This window comes from Sinorhizobium sp. B11 (assembly GCA_039725955.1).
Taxonomy (GTDB): Bacteria; Pseudomonadota; Alphaproteobacteria; order Rhizobiales; family Rhizobiaceae; genus Rhizobium.
The window spans coordinates 2722474-2736595 of record CP091034.1; the positions used below are offsets into that span (position 1 = coordinate 2722474).

The window sequence follows — 14122 nt, forward strand, 5'->3', positions numbered from 1 at the left end:
GCGTCGCCACGCCGGCTTTTGCACTGCTGGCGTGAGACGAGGCCCGGGCATTCGCCGGGCCTCGCTGATTGCGGATACGTGGCCGTGCCCGTCAGTAGTCCCAGAAGATCGGCACCCAGCGAAAGGCGTCGCCGTCGACAGCCACATGGCCGATGGACGGGAACGGCAGGTGGGTCGCCACCAGCAGTTCGCCGGTCGCTGCCAGCTCGCGCAGAAGCCGGACGCGGACGCGGACCGCCTCCTCGGGGTCGTGCTCGAAACCGTTGAACCAGTCGGGATGTTCGAACCCGACCGCGAACACGGCATCGCCGGCAAACATCAGCTTGTCGCCGCCGGAGGCCACCCGGACGACGCTATGGCCGGGCGTATGACCGCCGGTGCGGGAGACGACCACGCCCGGCGCCACCTCGTATTCCTCGTCGAACAGCCGCAGCTGGCTCTGGTATTCCGTGCTGAAGCGCTTGGCAGCCGCCCGAAGCGCATCCGGAAAGCCCGGCGGCATGGAAACGTGCGAGAAATCCGGCGCTTCCCAGAATTTGACCTCTGCGGCAGCGACATGGATCCGCAGGTCCTTGCGCAGCCTTTCCTTGACCCCTTTGACCAGCAGCCCGCCGACATGGTCCATATGCATATGGGTCAGCACGACGTCGGTCACCGATCCAAGATCGATGCCAGCAGCCTCCAATCGCTTGATCAGCTGCCCTGCCCGCGGCAGGTTCAGGTCCGGGTCGATCCCAAGGCCGGCATCGACGAGGATGGTCTGGTCGCCGCTGCGCACCACGACCACGTTCAGCGACCAGTCGAAAGCATCCGGCGGCAGGAACATGCCGCCCAGCCAGCCGGCCCGCACGGCCGGGTCGGCATTGTGGCCGAGCATCTTGGTCGGCAGCGGCAGCACCCCGTCGCTGACCACCATCACCTCGATCTCGCCGATATTAAGCGCATAGCGCGACGGAACCAGTTCGCCGATCTTCGCTCCAACGGAGGGCGAAGCGTTTTGCGAGGACATATGTGTCTGCTGCGGCCCGGCGCTCCGGGCTTTTGTTTCTAACTGCGACATCACGCACTCCTGTGTTGTGTGGACATCAGCCCGTCACTCTCCATTCGCCGATACGCAGACGTGGCATATCGGCATGGATCCGGCACTCGAATCTCACGTTCCAGACGCTTCCTTTTTCGAGCGCTTCTTCTGTGGCTGCCCCCAACAAGTACAGCCGCCCTCGGGCGCCCGTAATCCAAACTTACGTTTAAGAAGCAACGGCCGACGGGATGCGGCCTTTGGATCGCGGTTTCAAAGGCATCGGCATCCGGTTCAAACAGGAAACGAAATCAGGCCCTTGCCATCAAAGCCAGGCTCGTGTGCATTCCCACTATCAAGGAGCTATCGAGCAGAGTTGGGCGCCAGATGCGTAGGGCTCGCTCCCGTCTGTCGTCTGAACATGGCGATGCCCCGCCCACGAACGGCGGTCAGCATTCGCCTAGCGAGAGCCCGCCGCCAAAACCGGCTCGAGAGCATCGAGCAGAGCGCCGGGTGATACCGGCGGGCCATCAGCATCCCATGCGTTCTGGAACTCGGCGATTTCTATCCCGACGAAGTCCTGTTCGGCGATAACCTCGCAGCAGGCCCGCACATCCTCCAGCGACAGGCCGCCTTCGCATTGATAGTCTGTCGGCACGATGCCCGGCTCCAGAACATCGCAGTCAAAATGCACGTAGACGGGACGGCCGGCGATCGCGGTCCTGAGGTCGGTCGCAAGATCGGCCCCGGGTTTGATATGCGGTATGCCGTGTTTCGCAATCAGATCCAGCTCATAGGGATCGAGGTCACGTTGACCGACGAGAACGACCTGGTCCAGGCCGAGACCTGCACCGAGACCGGACGTCCAGAGGCCAAGCGGCCCGGCAAGCGCCAGCCCGCCGAGATAACCGGTGGGGCTGGCCTCCGGCGGGTTCAGGTCGCCATGCGCATCGAACCACACGATGCAGGCCCCGGGACGATGTTTCGCAACAGCCGGAAGGGTCGCCAGCGAGACCGCACACCGGCTGGTGGCGGCAATCGATACCGCGCCTGCGGCCAGCACATCCTCAAATCGGGACTGCAACTTCTTGAGCGAAGGCAGGGCCGCGTCGAGCTCTTCGCGCCACCCGCCATTCGTGGCGGGTTCGGGAGTGCCGATGACTGTCGGAGAAATGCCGGTCCGGCGTTGCAATTCCTCGCCGATCGCCTTGGCACCCGGCATCGCGAGATCGTTGTGATCTCCTGCGCGCCCCTGGAACACGGTGTATTCAGCTTTTCCAGCCACCGCCTGCAACCTTGCAATGTGTTGTTCCCTCCCGTTTAGCCGGTTTCCGGGCGGAAAGCGAGACGGTCTGCAGGTGCTGCCCTAGCCCGGGAAAGGCTCCAGCGTCCCGAACCAGGCAACGAGCGCGACAACACAGACGGCGATCATGATCTCCCCTACGGTCCCTGCCGCCAGCGCTTTTCCGGCCGAATGCGACCGGCCCATCAGCGGCACCAGCCCGTAGCGGTTGAAGACGGCGATCAGCATCATCAGCATGGCAAGCGCGATCTTCAGGGAGAGCAGCCGCTGATAGGCGACGCTCCAGTCGAGCGGCAGCCCGCCGATGATCAGCAGGCTGTTTGCCACGCCCGATAAAATGACCAGCGCCACGGCCACATGCCCCGCCCTCGAGAAGCGGATCAGCGCTATCAGGGCATCCGCTCCCGCCATCCCGTCTCCACGCCGGCAAAGCACGAGCGCCACGGGGATCAGCGCGCCCACCCAGGCGCCGCCCGCGAGCACATGCACCATGTCGTTCGCCCGGTGCAGCACCCGCAGCCATCCGTCGTTCATCGCCGCATGACCCGTCAGGGACAGGCCGCAGAGCAGCAGGCCCGAGACGATCGCCGTCGCGGCAACCTTCCGCCGCAACGGCAGCAATGTCACCAGAAGGAGAAGAGCGGCAAATGCCGCCTGCCAGGCCCAGGCCGTACCGATGGACGTTGCCGTCATCACCGATATCATCACATCGCCGTCCAGCCCGTCTGCCCAGCCATTGCCGATCATGGCACAGCGCACCGGCAGCAGCACCAGCGTCGCAAGCACGATCAGCACCACCGCCGCAATCCGCCAGGCCGCAAGCCGGGCCCAGATGCTGCCGCTCAGGCGCTGCGGCACGAGCAGCCACAGATAGGCAGCGCTGCCCCAGAGAAACAGGGCAGCTCCGTCAAAGACGAAACGGCAGGCGATGTTGGCGATATCCGGTGTCATCAGGGCTTTACGGTGAAGGTGAAGTTGCCCTCTGTCTTGTGCCCGTCGGTCGAAAGCACATGCCAGTCGACCGTATAGCTGCCGGGCGCGAGCCTGTCGGACACCGGCACCATCAGCACCTTGTCGCCGTCCATGAGCATGACATCGCCGAGCTTGACCGCGCCCTTATCGGGGCCGGTGACGGTGACGCCGCTGAACTTGAGGTTCAGTTCCTCGGTGAAGGTGAGATCGAGTTCGCTGGGGGATGCAACGGCTGCCTTGTCGGCCGGCACGGAGCTTTTCAGATGCGCATGGGCGAATGCCTGGCCGGCAAGGGCAATGCTTGCGACGGTGGCAACGGAGAGAATGCGGGTCAGTCGTGACATCGGATTATGCCTTTCGGTTCATGGGGACAGGCGATGGCGCGTCTGGCCCTCGCTGAGTTAGACAGTCGGAGAGCGGATTTATTCCGCTCGATGCCGGAGTTTGTTGCTGAGAACCGCTTTTCACTCGGTGTGATCCCCTTGCTCGTCGCCATGCTCGGGCCATCTCACGCGCCTCCTCCGCCCAGCAACGCATCACGGATCTTCGCCAGCGCCTCGTCACGATCCGTTCCATACGGAATCAACCCTTTCAGCCGCCCGTCGGCACCGATCATCAGCAGCGAAACCGTATGGCTCATGTGATAATTGCCGTCCTCGGACGGCAGTTTCGCCGCATGGATGAACCAGCCGTCCGAAACCTTCCTCATCTCTTCCGGCGTGCCGGTAATGCCCATGATCCGGCTCGAGAAGGCGGTGACATAATCATGCATCACCTCCTGCGTGTCGCGCTCCGGATCGATGGAGAAGAAATAGGCCTTCAGCGCCCTGCCCTGATCACCGAGTGTGCCCAGCCAGTCGGCAACCTCGTAAAGCGTCGTCGGGCAGGCCTCCGGGCAATGGGTATAGCCGAAATAGACGAGTGCCGGATGGCCCCGGAAGATCGACTGGTCGACCACGTTGCCCCTGTCGTCGACCAGCGAAAACTGCCGGTCGAAAGGCCCCGTCCGCGGCTCCGAAAGATAGAGCGAAACCATCAGCGCGACGAGCGCGCTGACGAAGACCGCACTTGCGGCAAGGCCCGTGATGGCAAGGCTCTTCTGTCTCATTGCCCATGGCCCTCATGGCCGCCCTGACCGGCGTCGCCTGCCTCGCCCGCCATCATGACGGTGCCCTCGAAGCTCGCAAACGTCGCCAGCACCTTGGGGTCGAGCCTGGCCTCAGCATCGGCGAGATCCGCCGCCAGCGCCCTGGCATCGTCAGCCGAAAGCCCGGCCTTCTCCAGCGCTGCGGCCTCCCGGATGCCGTCACCGCTGCAGAGAAAGACGCTCCAGCCATGATGACCTTTCTTCAGCAGTGCGCGGCCGCCGCGCCCATCCTGCTGCCAGCCGGCGATCGCCCAGTCGTTCCTGACGACCACGGGCAGGATTGTCAGCGGCTTGTCCGGACGTTCGAACATGGTTTTCAGCGTCTCGGGGATCGCCTCTTCAGGCGGCGGCCCCGACATCTCCATGCCTTCCATGCCAGGCATATTCATCGCCCCATGGTCCATGCTGCCATGGTCCATGCCCCCGGCACCGCCGACATCGTCGAGCGGCCCGGCGATCTTGCCGACGGCGAAATCGACGGTGATGTCACCGGCCTTCTGGAAACGCAGCACCGCGCGGATCGTCTCGCCCTGCCTGAAGGGCTTGGCCACGTCCTGGAACATCAGGTGGTAGTTTGGCGCGAGCGTGATTGTCTGCCCGGCCGGAATGGCGAGCCCGCCTTTCAGCTCGCGCATCGTCATGATGCCGTTCGCCATGGTCATCTGGTGCAGCTGCACCGTCCTTGCCCGATCCGAGCTTGCGGCAACAAGCCGATCCGGCTCACCGCCGCTATTGGTGATAACGAGATAGCCGTCGCCGACCTTGGCGCCCGGCACCATGGAATGCGAGGCCGCATGATCGATGCGGATAGTGTCCTGCGCTGCCGCAGCGGTCGCAATCAGCAGGCCAAGAACGAGAGAAACTAACGTCTTCATCATCCCCTCCTCAGGCAAAGGCGCGCTTCAGCGGCGGCACGAAGCGGATCACCGTCTGGTCGAGGGCGATCATCAGCAGGATCGTGAGGCCACTCATCGGAAAGGCGATTGCGAAGGCGAGCACGATGGTCCACAGACCGAAATAGACCGAGCGCCGTGGCGGCATGGGTGGCACGCCGAGCCGGCCGGCCGGCCGCCGCTTCCACCACATGACGATGCCGGTCACGCAGGAGAGAATGATGGCGAGGCAGGTCGCCAGCATCAGCACCTGGTTGAGGAGCCCGAATTCCTGCCCCTGATGCACGTTCACGCCCCATTCGATCGCCCGACCGAGGAAAGGATACTGCCCGAAGGAGAGATCGATGAGCGGCTTGCCGGAATACTGGTCGATGTGAAGCGTGCGCTCGTTGGCCAGGTCGTCAGGATAGATCGCCGCCGTATAGACGCCGCTCTCGCTGCCGGGAATGGCGAGATCGAAGCCCGGCGCCATGCCGAGACCCCGGGCAATCTCCACCGCCCGATCGAGCCCGATCGGCTTCTTCGACTGCGCGGCCGCAATCTCCGACAGCGGCACCGGCGCCTTCTCGACGATCCAGCCAGCCTTGGGCAGGATATCCTCGGTCACCTTCTGCGATTTCGGCACGGCATCCCAGAGCTGCACGGGATAGCCGAGATCGTGGCTCGTCAGCCAGGCATTGACATTGGCTCCCCAATAGCCGGACCAGGGCATGCCCGTCATCGCCATGAAGAAAATCAGGATACCGGCAAATGCGCCCGTCACCGCATGCAGATCCCGCCAGAAGACCCGCCGCGAAGGCGTGCCGCGCATGGTGACCACCCCGCCCGCCTGCCGTCGCGGCCACCAGAGATAGATGCCGGTCACGACCAGTACCATGGCAAAGCCGCCGGTGATCTCGATCAGCTTGTTGGGCATGCCCCCGAAGAGCGCGAGGCTATGGATGCGCTTGACGACATAATTGAATTCCTCGGTCGTTCCGACGGTATCCAGCACCTTGCCGTCATAGGGATTGACGAAGACCAGCGTCGAGCCGGCCTCCGAAGACACCGTGACGATCGCCGACCGGTCGGGCCCTGCCGGATCCTTGTAGGAACTCGCAACCGAGCCCGGTACGGCTGCCGCCGCCAGATCGGCGATCCTTTGCGGCGCAAGCGGCTCGCCTGCAGGCTGCACGACGTAACGATAGGCAAAGACCGAATTGTTGATCTCGTCCTTGAAGAGATAGAGCGAGCCGGTAATGGCAAGATTCAGCAGGAAGGGAATGACGAGCAGGCCGGCGAAAAAATGCCAGCGCCAGATCGCGCGATAGAGCGAAACGCCCGAGACGGCGTTTTCTGCCTCAGTGGCAGTGATGATAGACATGGAAATAGATCCGGATCCTCGGCCGGCGGCATCAATACGGCCCGGCCATGATTGCAGGACGCATCACGGCCCGTGCCGCAATGCGGGTTCAGGCAAGGATCGGATTGGCAGGCGGGGCACGCGGCCCCGTATTCGGCGGGAAAAGCTCGCGATGGAAGGCTTCGACGCGGCGCGGCAGTTCGACGGCGACCGTGAAGCCAATCCGCGCACCGGTGATATCGGCAGGCTGCGGCAGCACGACGGAGGCACTGATACGGCAGGCTTCGCACGGATTGAGATGCGCGATCTTGCCGTGTTCCTTGCCACTGTCGTCGGTGACGGTGACGCAAAGCGTGGGCAGCGTACCGTCGGGCAGCACATATTGGGCAAGCGCCGCAGGGCTCAGGTCATTTTCGGCAGCGGCGGGAATCTGATGTGCAAGACCGACGAAGACGAGCGCGATGGTGCACAGAATGCGCACCAGCCATTGCTCGATCCCGTTCAGACGGTGTTGCATCGTTCCCCTGCGCCGAAAGGCCCCTACCTCAGCATCGAATCCGTGATAGCGGCATCGGAGGGAAAGCTCAATGCGACATTCGTTCGCCGCAGCGAGAACGGTTCACATGCGATGCGAAAGCTCGTCCCGATGCCGCTCGTAGGCGTGCCTGGCATCGGCCAGCGCTTCGTCGATATTGTGCGACCGGCCGGCCAGCGGCAGATCGCCCAGCGTCCCATCGGCAATCAGCAGGCGCCACCCCCAGGGTTTTGCCATCGACAGGCTCTCGCTGCTGCCGGCGATGGTTCCGACATATTGGCCTTCGACAGTCAGGTGGAAGATATTCGGCTCGCCTGACGGCACAAGCGCGAAATTCGCGCCTTGCGGATGTCCGGTCATGACAATGCTCCCACTGATGATGATCGAGCCGAACCGCCCCGCCGTAGCTTTGTTCCAGAAAACCCCTCAGCCGGCGGCGATGAATGCGCCGACGGTAATGACGACAGCCACCGACACGATCAGGCCGATATAGATCGACATATGCTTGACCTGATATTTTGCTGCCGGCGTCATGGCGCTGCCTCCACGGGTATCCCGCCCTCGCCGGGATCGGGCGACGGTTCGTCATTGTCAGGCTTGTCCGGCGCGGGCTCCTTGACGGGCGGAGCGGGTTTTCCGGGTGGCGGAACGGGGACCGACGGAGGTTCCGGCGCCAGGATCCTGATGGCTGTGACAGGACTTGTCATGGTCTCATCCTCCGACTCGCGTGACAGGCTTTCATGACGAACGCAACGGGGCTGGAGCTGCAATGTTCCAGAGAGGGAATCTCTTCCAGGCCGGCGGGAACCTCGGCCGCCTCATCAGTTTCAAAAGCCATTTCGAAGGGAAAGCCTGCTTCCTGCGGATTTACAGGACCAGCTTGCTGCTGCAGAAAAAGATCCGCCGCCGCAGCTCTACAGAGCGCTGGCAGCGCGGTCTGTCCCGCGCTGCCCCTGGGCCTGTCGTAGCCTGCCCTTCAACTCACATTTCCTGCTCCCACCAGCCGCGAGTGTTCACGTTGGCGGCGTCAGCGAGCGCTTCCAGTTCCGCAATATCGTTGCTGGAGAGCGTCATGGTGCGGGCTCGGGCCAGACCATCGACATAGTCGGGCCTGGTGACGCCGATGATCGGCGTCGCGCCCTTGGCGATCGCCCAGGCTGTCGCGACATCGGAAGCTGCCGCACCTCGGCTCTGGCCGATCGAGACGAGCTTGCCCGTCAGCGCCTTTAGCTGGGGCAGCATGCCATTATAGGCCTTCGACCGGTTGCTGCCTTCCGGCAGCGGGTTCTCAGGGCTGTATTTGCCGCTGAGGGCTCCCTGTTCGAGCACCATATAGGCGAAGAACGGAATACCCTGGTTGCGGCAGTAGTCCAGGATGCCGGCGTTCTCGGAGCCGCGGTAAAGGAGGCTGTAGTGGTTCTGGATGGCCTCGACCCGGAACCCGGCCTCTCCGAGGATCCGGTTGGCGAACTCGATTTCGCCGAGGTTGTGGTTCGAGACGCCGACATGTCTGACCTTACCGCTCTTGAGCAACGGGATCAGGTAGGGAGTCCACCGCGCCACATCTGCCGGATTGTGAATCCAGTAAAGGTCGATGTAGTCGGTGCCGAGGCGCACCAGGCTCTGCTCCAGCATGTCTGCCACGGGATCATCGCCGGTCCCCGCAGCCTGCGGGGTGAACTTCGTCGAGAGCTGGTAGTCGCTGCGGGCGTAGCGTTTCAGGACCTCCCCGAGCACGGTCTCCGAACGGCCCATGCCGTATACCATGGCGGTGTCCCACAGGGTGAAGCCGGCCGCATGCGCCTTGTCGGCAATGTCTTCCAGGCCGTGCCGGGTCAAAGGGCTGCCGAAGTAGCCGTCGCCGGTCGCGCCGCTGTCGCCCCAGGCCCAGGTCCCCAGTGCGACCGGGGGGATCTCCAGATTATCTGATGTCATGTTCGCTCCTGCTTGTTCTGCCGCCAGGTTTGCTGTGACCCGGGCAGTGCTGACATCATGATGCGCAGCGAAACCGCACCGTTAGCCTGATGCACCGGGATTACTGCCCAATCCTCCAGAAGCCGCTGCTCGCATTGCCGCCCTTCCGCGCATATGCAATGGTCGCCATATGGACATACTGACCGAAATCTCCGCGTTGATTGCCCGGCACGTCTCGAAGGATGGCTTCCACGCCACCCCGATCGAACGTGTGACGCTTGCTCGATCCTCCACGGTGACGATGCCGATGCCGAATGTTTACCGGCCGCAACTGTGTCTCGTCGCTCAGGGGCAAAAGGAGGTCACGCTGGGCAGCCACGTGTTCAGATACGCACCGGGCCGCTACGGGATCGTGACCTACGACTTGCCGGTGACGGGCCAGGTTGTCGAGGCGACGCCTGACAAGCCCTATCTCTGCCTGTTCATCGATTTCGATCCGGTCATGCTGGGGGAGTTGGCCTTGCGCGTGCCACCACCGCCGGGAACGCCCTTCCAGCCCATCGGCAAGACCGTGTCCGACGCCGGCGCCGGCCTGCTCGACGCGGCGCTGCGCCTGTTGCGCCTGCTCGACGATCCGGCGGCGCTGCCCGTGCTCGGGCCGCTTGCCGAGCAGGAAATTCTCTATCGCCTGCTTGCCGGCCCTGATGGCGCCAGGATGCGCTACATCACCTCCAGCCAGGGTCGTGTGGCCCAGGTCGGCCGCGCCATCGCCTGGATCGGGCAGAATTTCCGGGAACGCTTCAGCATCGAGCGGCTTGCCGCGGAAGTCGGCATGAGTCCATCAAGCCTGCACGAGCACTTCCGCGCTGTAACGGCGATGACGCCGCTGCAATTCCAGAAGCAGCTCCGTCTGCAGGACGCGCGCAGCCTGATGCTGGTCCAGGACATGGACATCGCGACTGCGGCCTTCCTCGTCGGTTACGAGAGCCCTTCGCAGTTCAGTCGCGAATATCGCCGCCACTTTGGCGAGCCACCGGCGCGCGACATAGCCCGCCTCCGCGCTTCGCCCGGCCTGGCCGTGGTCGCTTGAGTTCGGCTCCAGCGGCCAGCGCCGCTCGAGCGACCGGGCTTGTTGGGCACGACCGCGGCAAACTTCCCGGCGGCTTTACCTCGCCGGAAGCGATGCTTGGCCCGATTGACCGCAGGCCCTAGGCCGTCGGCTCGAAAACCGCGCGGTTTTGGGTGACAAAGGCCTCGATCGTCATCGGCGAGGCTGGCTTCGACGAGGCCGTCAATGCCTATATCGAAGGCACCCGCGCCGGCGGCAAGGCCGTACCCTCCTGCCCCATCTCCTCCCTCGGCAGCGAACTCGCCCGCTCCGGCCCCTCCGGCACCAGGGCCATCCGCCGCAAGGGAATAGCCGCCTTCGCCACGCTCGTCGGCGCGCTGACCTTGGCGCGCATCGCGACCAGCGAAGAGATGGCAGAGGAAATTCTGGATGTCGCAAGACAGAAGCTGCACCGCGCTGAGTGAGCCTGTCCATGCGGCCCTCTTGCGAATCGCATAAGTGTGTGCTTATGTGTTGTCATGATGGAACATGATATCTTTCGCGCGCTCGCCGACCCTACCCGCCGCACGATCTTCGAAAAGCTGGCGAACGGCAGCATGAATGCCAGCGCCCTTCGCCAGGGCATGGATATCAGCCAGCCGGCCATGTCCCAGCATCTCGCGGTGCTGCGGTCGGCACGGCTGGTGCGCGAACAGAAGGAGGGCCGTTTCGTGAATTACGAGGTCGATCCCGAGGGGCTTGCCCTCATCGCCCAATGGCTGGCGAAATACCGCGCCTACTGGCCAGCCCGTATCGATGCTCTGAAGCTCTTGCTGAAGGATATGGACCAATGAATGAGATGAAGGCCGAGATACAGGCCAGGGCGCCGCAAACCGGGTTCGAACAGAAATACGAGCTGGATGCGCCGCCGGAAAAGGTCTGGCGGGCGATCAGCATTGCGGAATTCCGCGAGAAATGGCTGCCGAAGGAAGCGCTTGCCGAGCCCCAATCCGTCTCGGAGACGCCGGGCAAGGAAATCCGCTACCGATTGCGCGACGATGCCCCGCCCTACCTCGAAAGCACAGTCACCTTCACGATCGCGCCGAATGCAGCCGGCGGAACCAGTCTGCGGATCGTCCACGAGCTGACCGGCGCCACTGTCGAGCAGCTGAGGAAATCGGTCGCCAACGGCAACAGCCGGACCATGATGCTCGCCGCCTGACGCGGCAGGCCTCTCCCCATCAATCACCGGAAAATTGGAGTTCGCCGATGCGCGAAGCGATGCAACTCGTCCCTATGGTCGTAGAACAATCCTCCCGAGGGGAGCGATCCTTCGACATTTACTCCCGCCTCCTGCGCGAGCGGATCATCTTCCTGAACGGCGAGATCAACGACACGGTCTCCGCCCTCGTCTGCGCCCAGCTTCTGTTCCTCGAAGCGGAAAACCCGAAGAAGCCGATCAATCTCTATATCAACTCGCCGGGCGGCGTCGTCACCAGCGGCTTTGCCATGTATGACACGATGCGCTTCATCCGCGCGCCGGTGCACACGCTCTGCATGGGAACGGCGCGCTCGATGGGCTCCTTCCTGCTGATGGCCGGCCAGCCGGGCGAGAGGGCGGCACTGCCCAATGCCAGCATCCTCATCCACCAGCCCCTCGGCGGCTTCCAGGGACAGGCTTCCGATATCTTCATCCATGCCGAGGAAATCCGGAAGATCAAGCTGCGCATGACCGGCCTCTACGCCGAGCATTGCGGGCGATCCTATGATGAGTTCGAGAACGCCATGGATCGCGACCGCTTCATGACGGCAGAGGAAGCCCTGGAATGGGGCCTGATCGACCGCATCCTGCAGCAACGCGACGAGACCGCGGAGACCATGCCGCTATGACCGCCGAAGGCAGGGCGAGCGGAAGGCTTGCCCGCGCCGGGCTTGCCTGCTAGCGATGGCGCGTTCAACATAACGGCATCAGAGCCGGTTTCCAAAATGAAACCTGATCTTTCTCTGCTTGAGACAGAGGAACTTCTTCGCCTCCGAAACGATGAAAGCCTCGCCTACGATATCTTTCAATGCCTTCTGAAGAGGTGGAGCAATGGTATCGACGTCAAACATCTCGTCGATCTCCTGAAATCCAATCATTCGCCAACGCAGGCCTACGGGATATCCTGCCTTTTCGATGTCGATTATCCCGACGATACCGATCTGAATGCGGCGGTCGAAGAACTGGGAGGCGACCCGCTCGGCTGGGCACGACGGGCCTTCATCAGCTTCGTAAGAAACACACTCATCTACAATGATGGAATTGCGCACAGCCTTGCAGCGTGCATGTCCGATTACGATCTCCTCGTGCGAAACATGGCACTCGGGTGGGCGGTTACGACCGCCGATGAAAGGTTCGATCACGTCACTCGCCTTGTCGAGGCTGGAACGACGGCGACGACTTTCAAGAGATGGCAATCGTCGGAGCTGAAACGAGGGCTTCGCACCCTGTCTATCGCTCAACTCTTGCGTGACGGAGAGCCAGCTCTGAAAATTCGCGAAACCGTGCCGCAGGAAGACGATTTCATCCTCGACCGACTGGAGTCGTTTGAGACGCAGCGACAGCGCTATTGTAAAAGACGCATGACGTTGAACTAGGGGCGTAAGGCAGAGGTGCAGCGACGGACGGCAATCCGGGGCACCCCCCTCTGCCCTGCCGGGCATCTCCCCCACAAGGGGGGAGATTGGCTGGGAGTTCGAATTTCCCCAAACAACAAGCATTGCAATCGGCGCAACGTCAGAGATGTGCGAAGGTCACGCCGCTTGTCGATCTCCCCCCTTGTGGGGGAGATGTCCGGCAGGACAGAGGGGGGTGCCACACGGGACAAAGCCGACAATCATCCCGCGCAAACGCGCACACCGGCCTATCTGGACAGCCTCAAGTCCCAGCCTTCAGCGCCGTATTGCAAAGGCTCCAATACCCGCCGCCCTTCTGGATCCACTTCAGATCGTTGAGCGTGCCGGCATCCTTGTTGGCATGGTAGCTGTCGACGCAGGTATGCAGCCGGCCCTTGGCAGGCGTTTCGCTTGCATATTTCTTGTCGATCGCCTTCGGCATGGTCACGCCCTTGGGCGCCTTCATCGTCGCCTTTGCGGGCTCTTTGTCCGTGGTTGCGGCGACTGCCTTGTCATCGGCGGCATCTTCAGCGGCCGCATCCGCGCCGCAGAATTTCGCCCGGAAATCGTTCCACTTCATGTCCTTGGCCGAGCCATCGGCCTTGGCCGTCTGATATTTGGCGCTGCATTCCTTCATGGTCAGCGCGGAGGCCGGGGAGACGAAGAAGGCGGCGGCAATCAACGCTCCGGCGGAAGCGGGCACAAGCAATCTCGCAATCATGGGATATCCTCGGTTGGGGGCAGTCAAGGCACGCACGTCATCGGGGCCGCGCATCACCGTGGCCCCGCATCTTCCAGGCTTACGAAACGGTACCATTGGGCGTTGCCGCATCGACCGCTTGCGGCAGATGCTCGGCAAGTAGCTTGGAGACCTCGTCGGTGTTGACGCCGAACTTGGCGGCAAGGTCGCGCAGCTGATCGGAGGACAAGGCCGCCTCGATCTGTTCTGCCGATACCGGGAGATTGTGGCCGGTGCCGATCCAGGATGAAACCTGCTGGCCGAGACCCGCCGAATTGAGTTGGGAGACAATGCCCTGCAGGCCGCCGGCATTGTCGAATATTCTGGTTGCAACTGCGACGTAATCGACTTGCCTGCCGGCAAGCACATCAGAGAGAACGCCGCCTAAGCCATCGAAAATACTCATGGTTGCTCCTCCGACCATCAGTAGATTCTACATTAGCACGAAGTCAAATTACTGTCATTGCGGATTTGCAGGACCAAGGGTCGCACCGGCGCCGATCTTGCAGGCACCCTCGCCCCTGCCCTAAATATGTGAGGCAGCCGCCGCATTCCC

19 protein-coding genes are annotated in these 14122 nt (G+C 62.9%); 6 read left to right on the forward strand and 13 right to left on the reverse strand.

The window, feature by feature from the left end; translation table 11 throughout:
- Positions 1–91: 91 nt before the first annotated feature.
- The 11 genes from LVY75_23510 to LVY75_23560 form a co-directional block, all read right to left on the reverse strand.
- On the reverse strand, positions 92–1009 hold the full coding sequence (locus LVY75_23510; GenBank protein ID XAZ21781.1) for an MBL fold metallo-hydrolase: 918 nt from the start codon (positions 1007–1009) through the stop codon (positions 92–94).
- Positions 1010–1478: 469 nt separating this feature from the next.
- Complete coding sequence (locus LVY75_23515) at positions 1479–2303, reverse strand: arginase family protein (GenBank protein ID XAZ21782.1); 825 nt, start codon at positions 2301–2303, stop codon at positions 1479–1481.
- 81 nt (positions 2304–2384) lie between these two features.
- Entirely contained in the window at positions 2385–3272 is an 888-nt protein-coding gene (gene copD, locus LVY75_23520; protein XAZ21783.1) for a copper homeostasis membrane protein CopD, read from the reverse strand.
- Entirely contained in the window at positions 3272–3637 is a 366-nt protein-coding gene (gene copC, locus LVY75_23525; protein ID XAZ21784.1) for a copper homeostasis periplasmic binding protein CopC, read from the reverse strand. The genes copD and copC overlap by 1 nt, the downstream gene beginning before the upstream one ends.
- 164 nt (positions 3638–3801) lie before the next feature.
- Positions 3802–4401, reverse strand: a complete 600-nt coding sequence (locus LVY75_23530; GenBank protein ID XAZ21785.1) for an SCO family protein — start codon at positions 4399–4401, stop codon at positions 3802–3804.
- Positions 4398–5318: a copper uptake system-associated protein gene (locus LVY75_23535; protein XAZ21786.1), complete on the reverse strand. Its 921-nt coding sequence runs from the start codon at positions 5316–5318 to the stop codon at positions 4398–4400. Before LVY75_23535 ends, LVY75_23530 begins: the two co-directional genes overlap by 4 nt.
- 7 nt (positions 5319–5325) lie before the next feature.
- Positions 5326–6696 carry a PepSY domain-containing protein gene (locus LVY75_23540; protein XAZ21787.1) on the reverse strand — a complete coding sequence of 457 codons (1371 nt, stop codon included), beginning with the start codon at positions 6694–6696 and terminating at the stop codon, positions 5326–5328.
- A gap of 88 nt (positions 6697–6784) precedes the next feature.
- Positions 6785–7192 (reverse strand): hypothetical protein, encoded by a 408-nt coding sequence (locus LVY75_23545; GenBank protein ID XAZ21788.1) that lies wholly within the window; start codon positions 7190–7192, stop codon positions 6785–6787.
- 102 nt (positions 7193–7294) lie between these two features.
- Complete coding sequence (locus LVY75_23550) at positions 7295–7570, reverse strand: hypothetical protein (protein XAZ21789.1); 276 nt, start codon at positions 7568–7570, stop codon at positions 7295–7297.
- Positions 7571–7740: 170 nt separating this feature from the next.
- Entirely contained in the window at positions 7741–7917 is a 177-nt protein-coding gene (locus tag LVY75_23555) for a hypothetical protein (protein ID XAZ21790.1), read from the reverse strand.
- A gap of 274 nt (positions 7918–8191) precedes the next feature.
- Positions 8192–9145, reverse strand: coding sequence for an aldo/keto reductase (locus LVY75_23560; protein XAZ21791.1), 954 nt, complete (start codon positions 9143–9145; stop codon positions 8192–8194).
- Between the two features lie 169 nt (positions 9146–9314).
- Between LVY75_23560 and LVY75_23565 the strand changes: the two genes are divergently transcribed.
- From LVY75_23565 to LVY75_23590, 6 genes are all read left to right on the forward strand, one after another.
- On the forward strand, positions 9315–10214 hold the full coding sequence (locus LVY75_23565) for an AraC family transcriptional regulator (protein XAZ21792.1): 900 nt from the start codon (positions 9315–9317) through the stop codon (positions 10212–10214).
- A 152-nt stretch (positions 10215–10366) separates the two neighbouring features.
- Positions 10367–10657: a hypothetical protein gene (locus LVY75_23570; GenBank protein XAZ21793.1), complete on the forward strand. Its 291-nt coding sequence runs from the start codon at positions 10367–10369 to the stop codon at positions 10655–10657.
- 54 nt (positions 10658–10711) lie between these two features.
- Complete coding sequence (locus LVY75_23575; protein XAZ21794.1) at positions 10712–11026, forward strand: metalloregulator ArsR/SmtB family transcription factor; 315 nt, start codon at positions 10712–10714, stop codon at positions 11024–11026.
- Entirely contained in the window at positions 11023–11394 is a 372-nt protein-coding gene (locus tag LVY75_23580) for an SRPBCC domain-containing protein (GenBank protein XAZ21795.1), read from the forward strand. The genes LVY75_23575 and LVY75_23580 overlap by 4 nt, the downstream gene beginning before the upstream one ends.
- A 47-nt stretch (positions 11395–11441) precedes the next feature.
- Complete coding sequence (locus LVY75_23585) at positions 11442–12062, forward strand: ATP-dependent Clp protease proteolytic subunit (protein XAZ21796.1); 621 nt, start codon at positions 11442–11444, stop codon at positions 12060–12062.
- A gap of 27 nt (positions 12063–12089) precedes the next feature.
- Positions 12090–12809 carry a hypothetical protein gene (locus LVY75_23590; protein ID XAZ21797.1) on the forward strand — a complete coding sequence of 240 codons (720 nt, stop codon included), beginning with the start codon at positions 12090–12092 and terminating at the stop codon, positions 12807–12809.
- Positions 12810–13089: 280 nt separating this feature from the next.
- Here LVY75_23590 and LVY75_23595 read toward each other — a convergent pair whose 3' ends face one another.
- Together LVY75_23595 and LVY75_23600 are read right to left on the reverse strand one after the other, a co-directional pair.
- Complete coding sequence (locus LVY75_23595) at positions 13090–13548, reverse strand: hypothetical protein (GenBank protein XAZ21798.1); 459 nt, start codon at positions 13546–13548, stop codon at positions 13090–13092.
- 79 nt (positions 13549–13627) lie between these two features.
- Positions 13628–13972: a YidB family protein gene (locus tag LVY75_23600; protein XAZ21799.1), complete on the reverse strand. Its 345-nt coding sequence runs from the start codon at positions 13970–13972 to the stop codon at positions 13628–13630.
- Between the last annotated feature and the right edge of the window lie 150 nt (positions 13973–14122).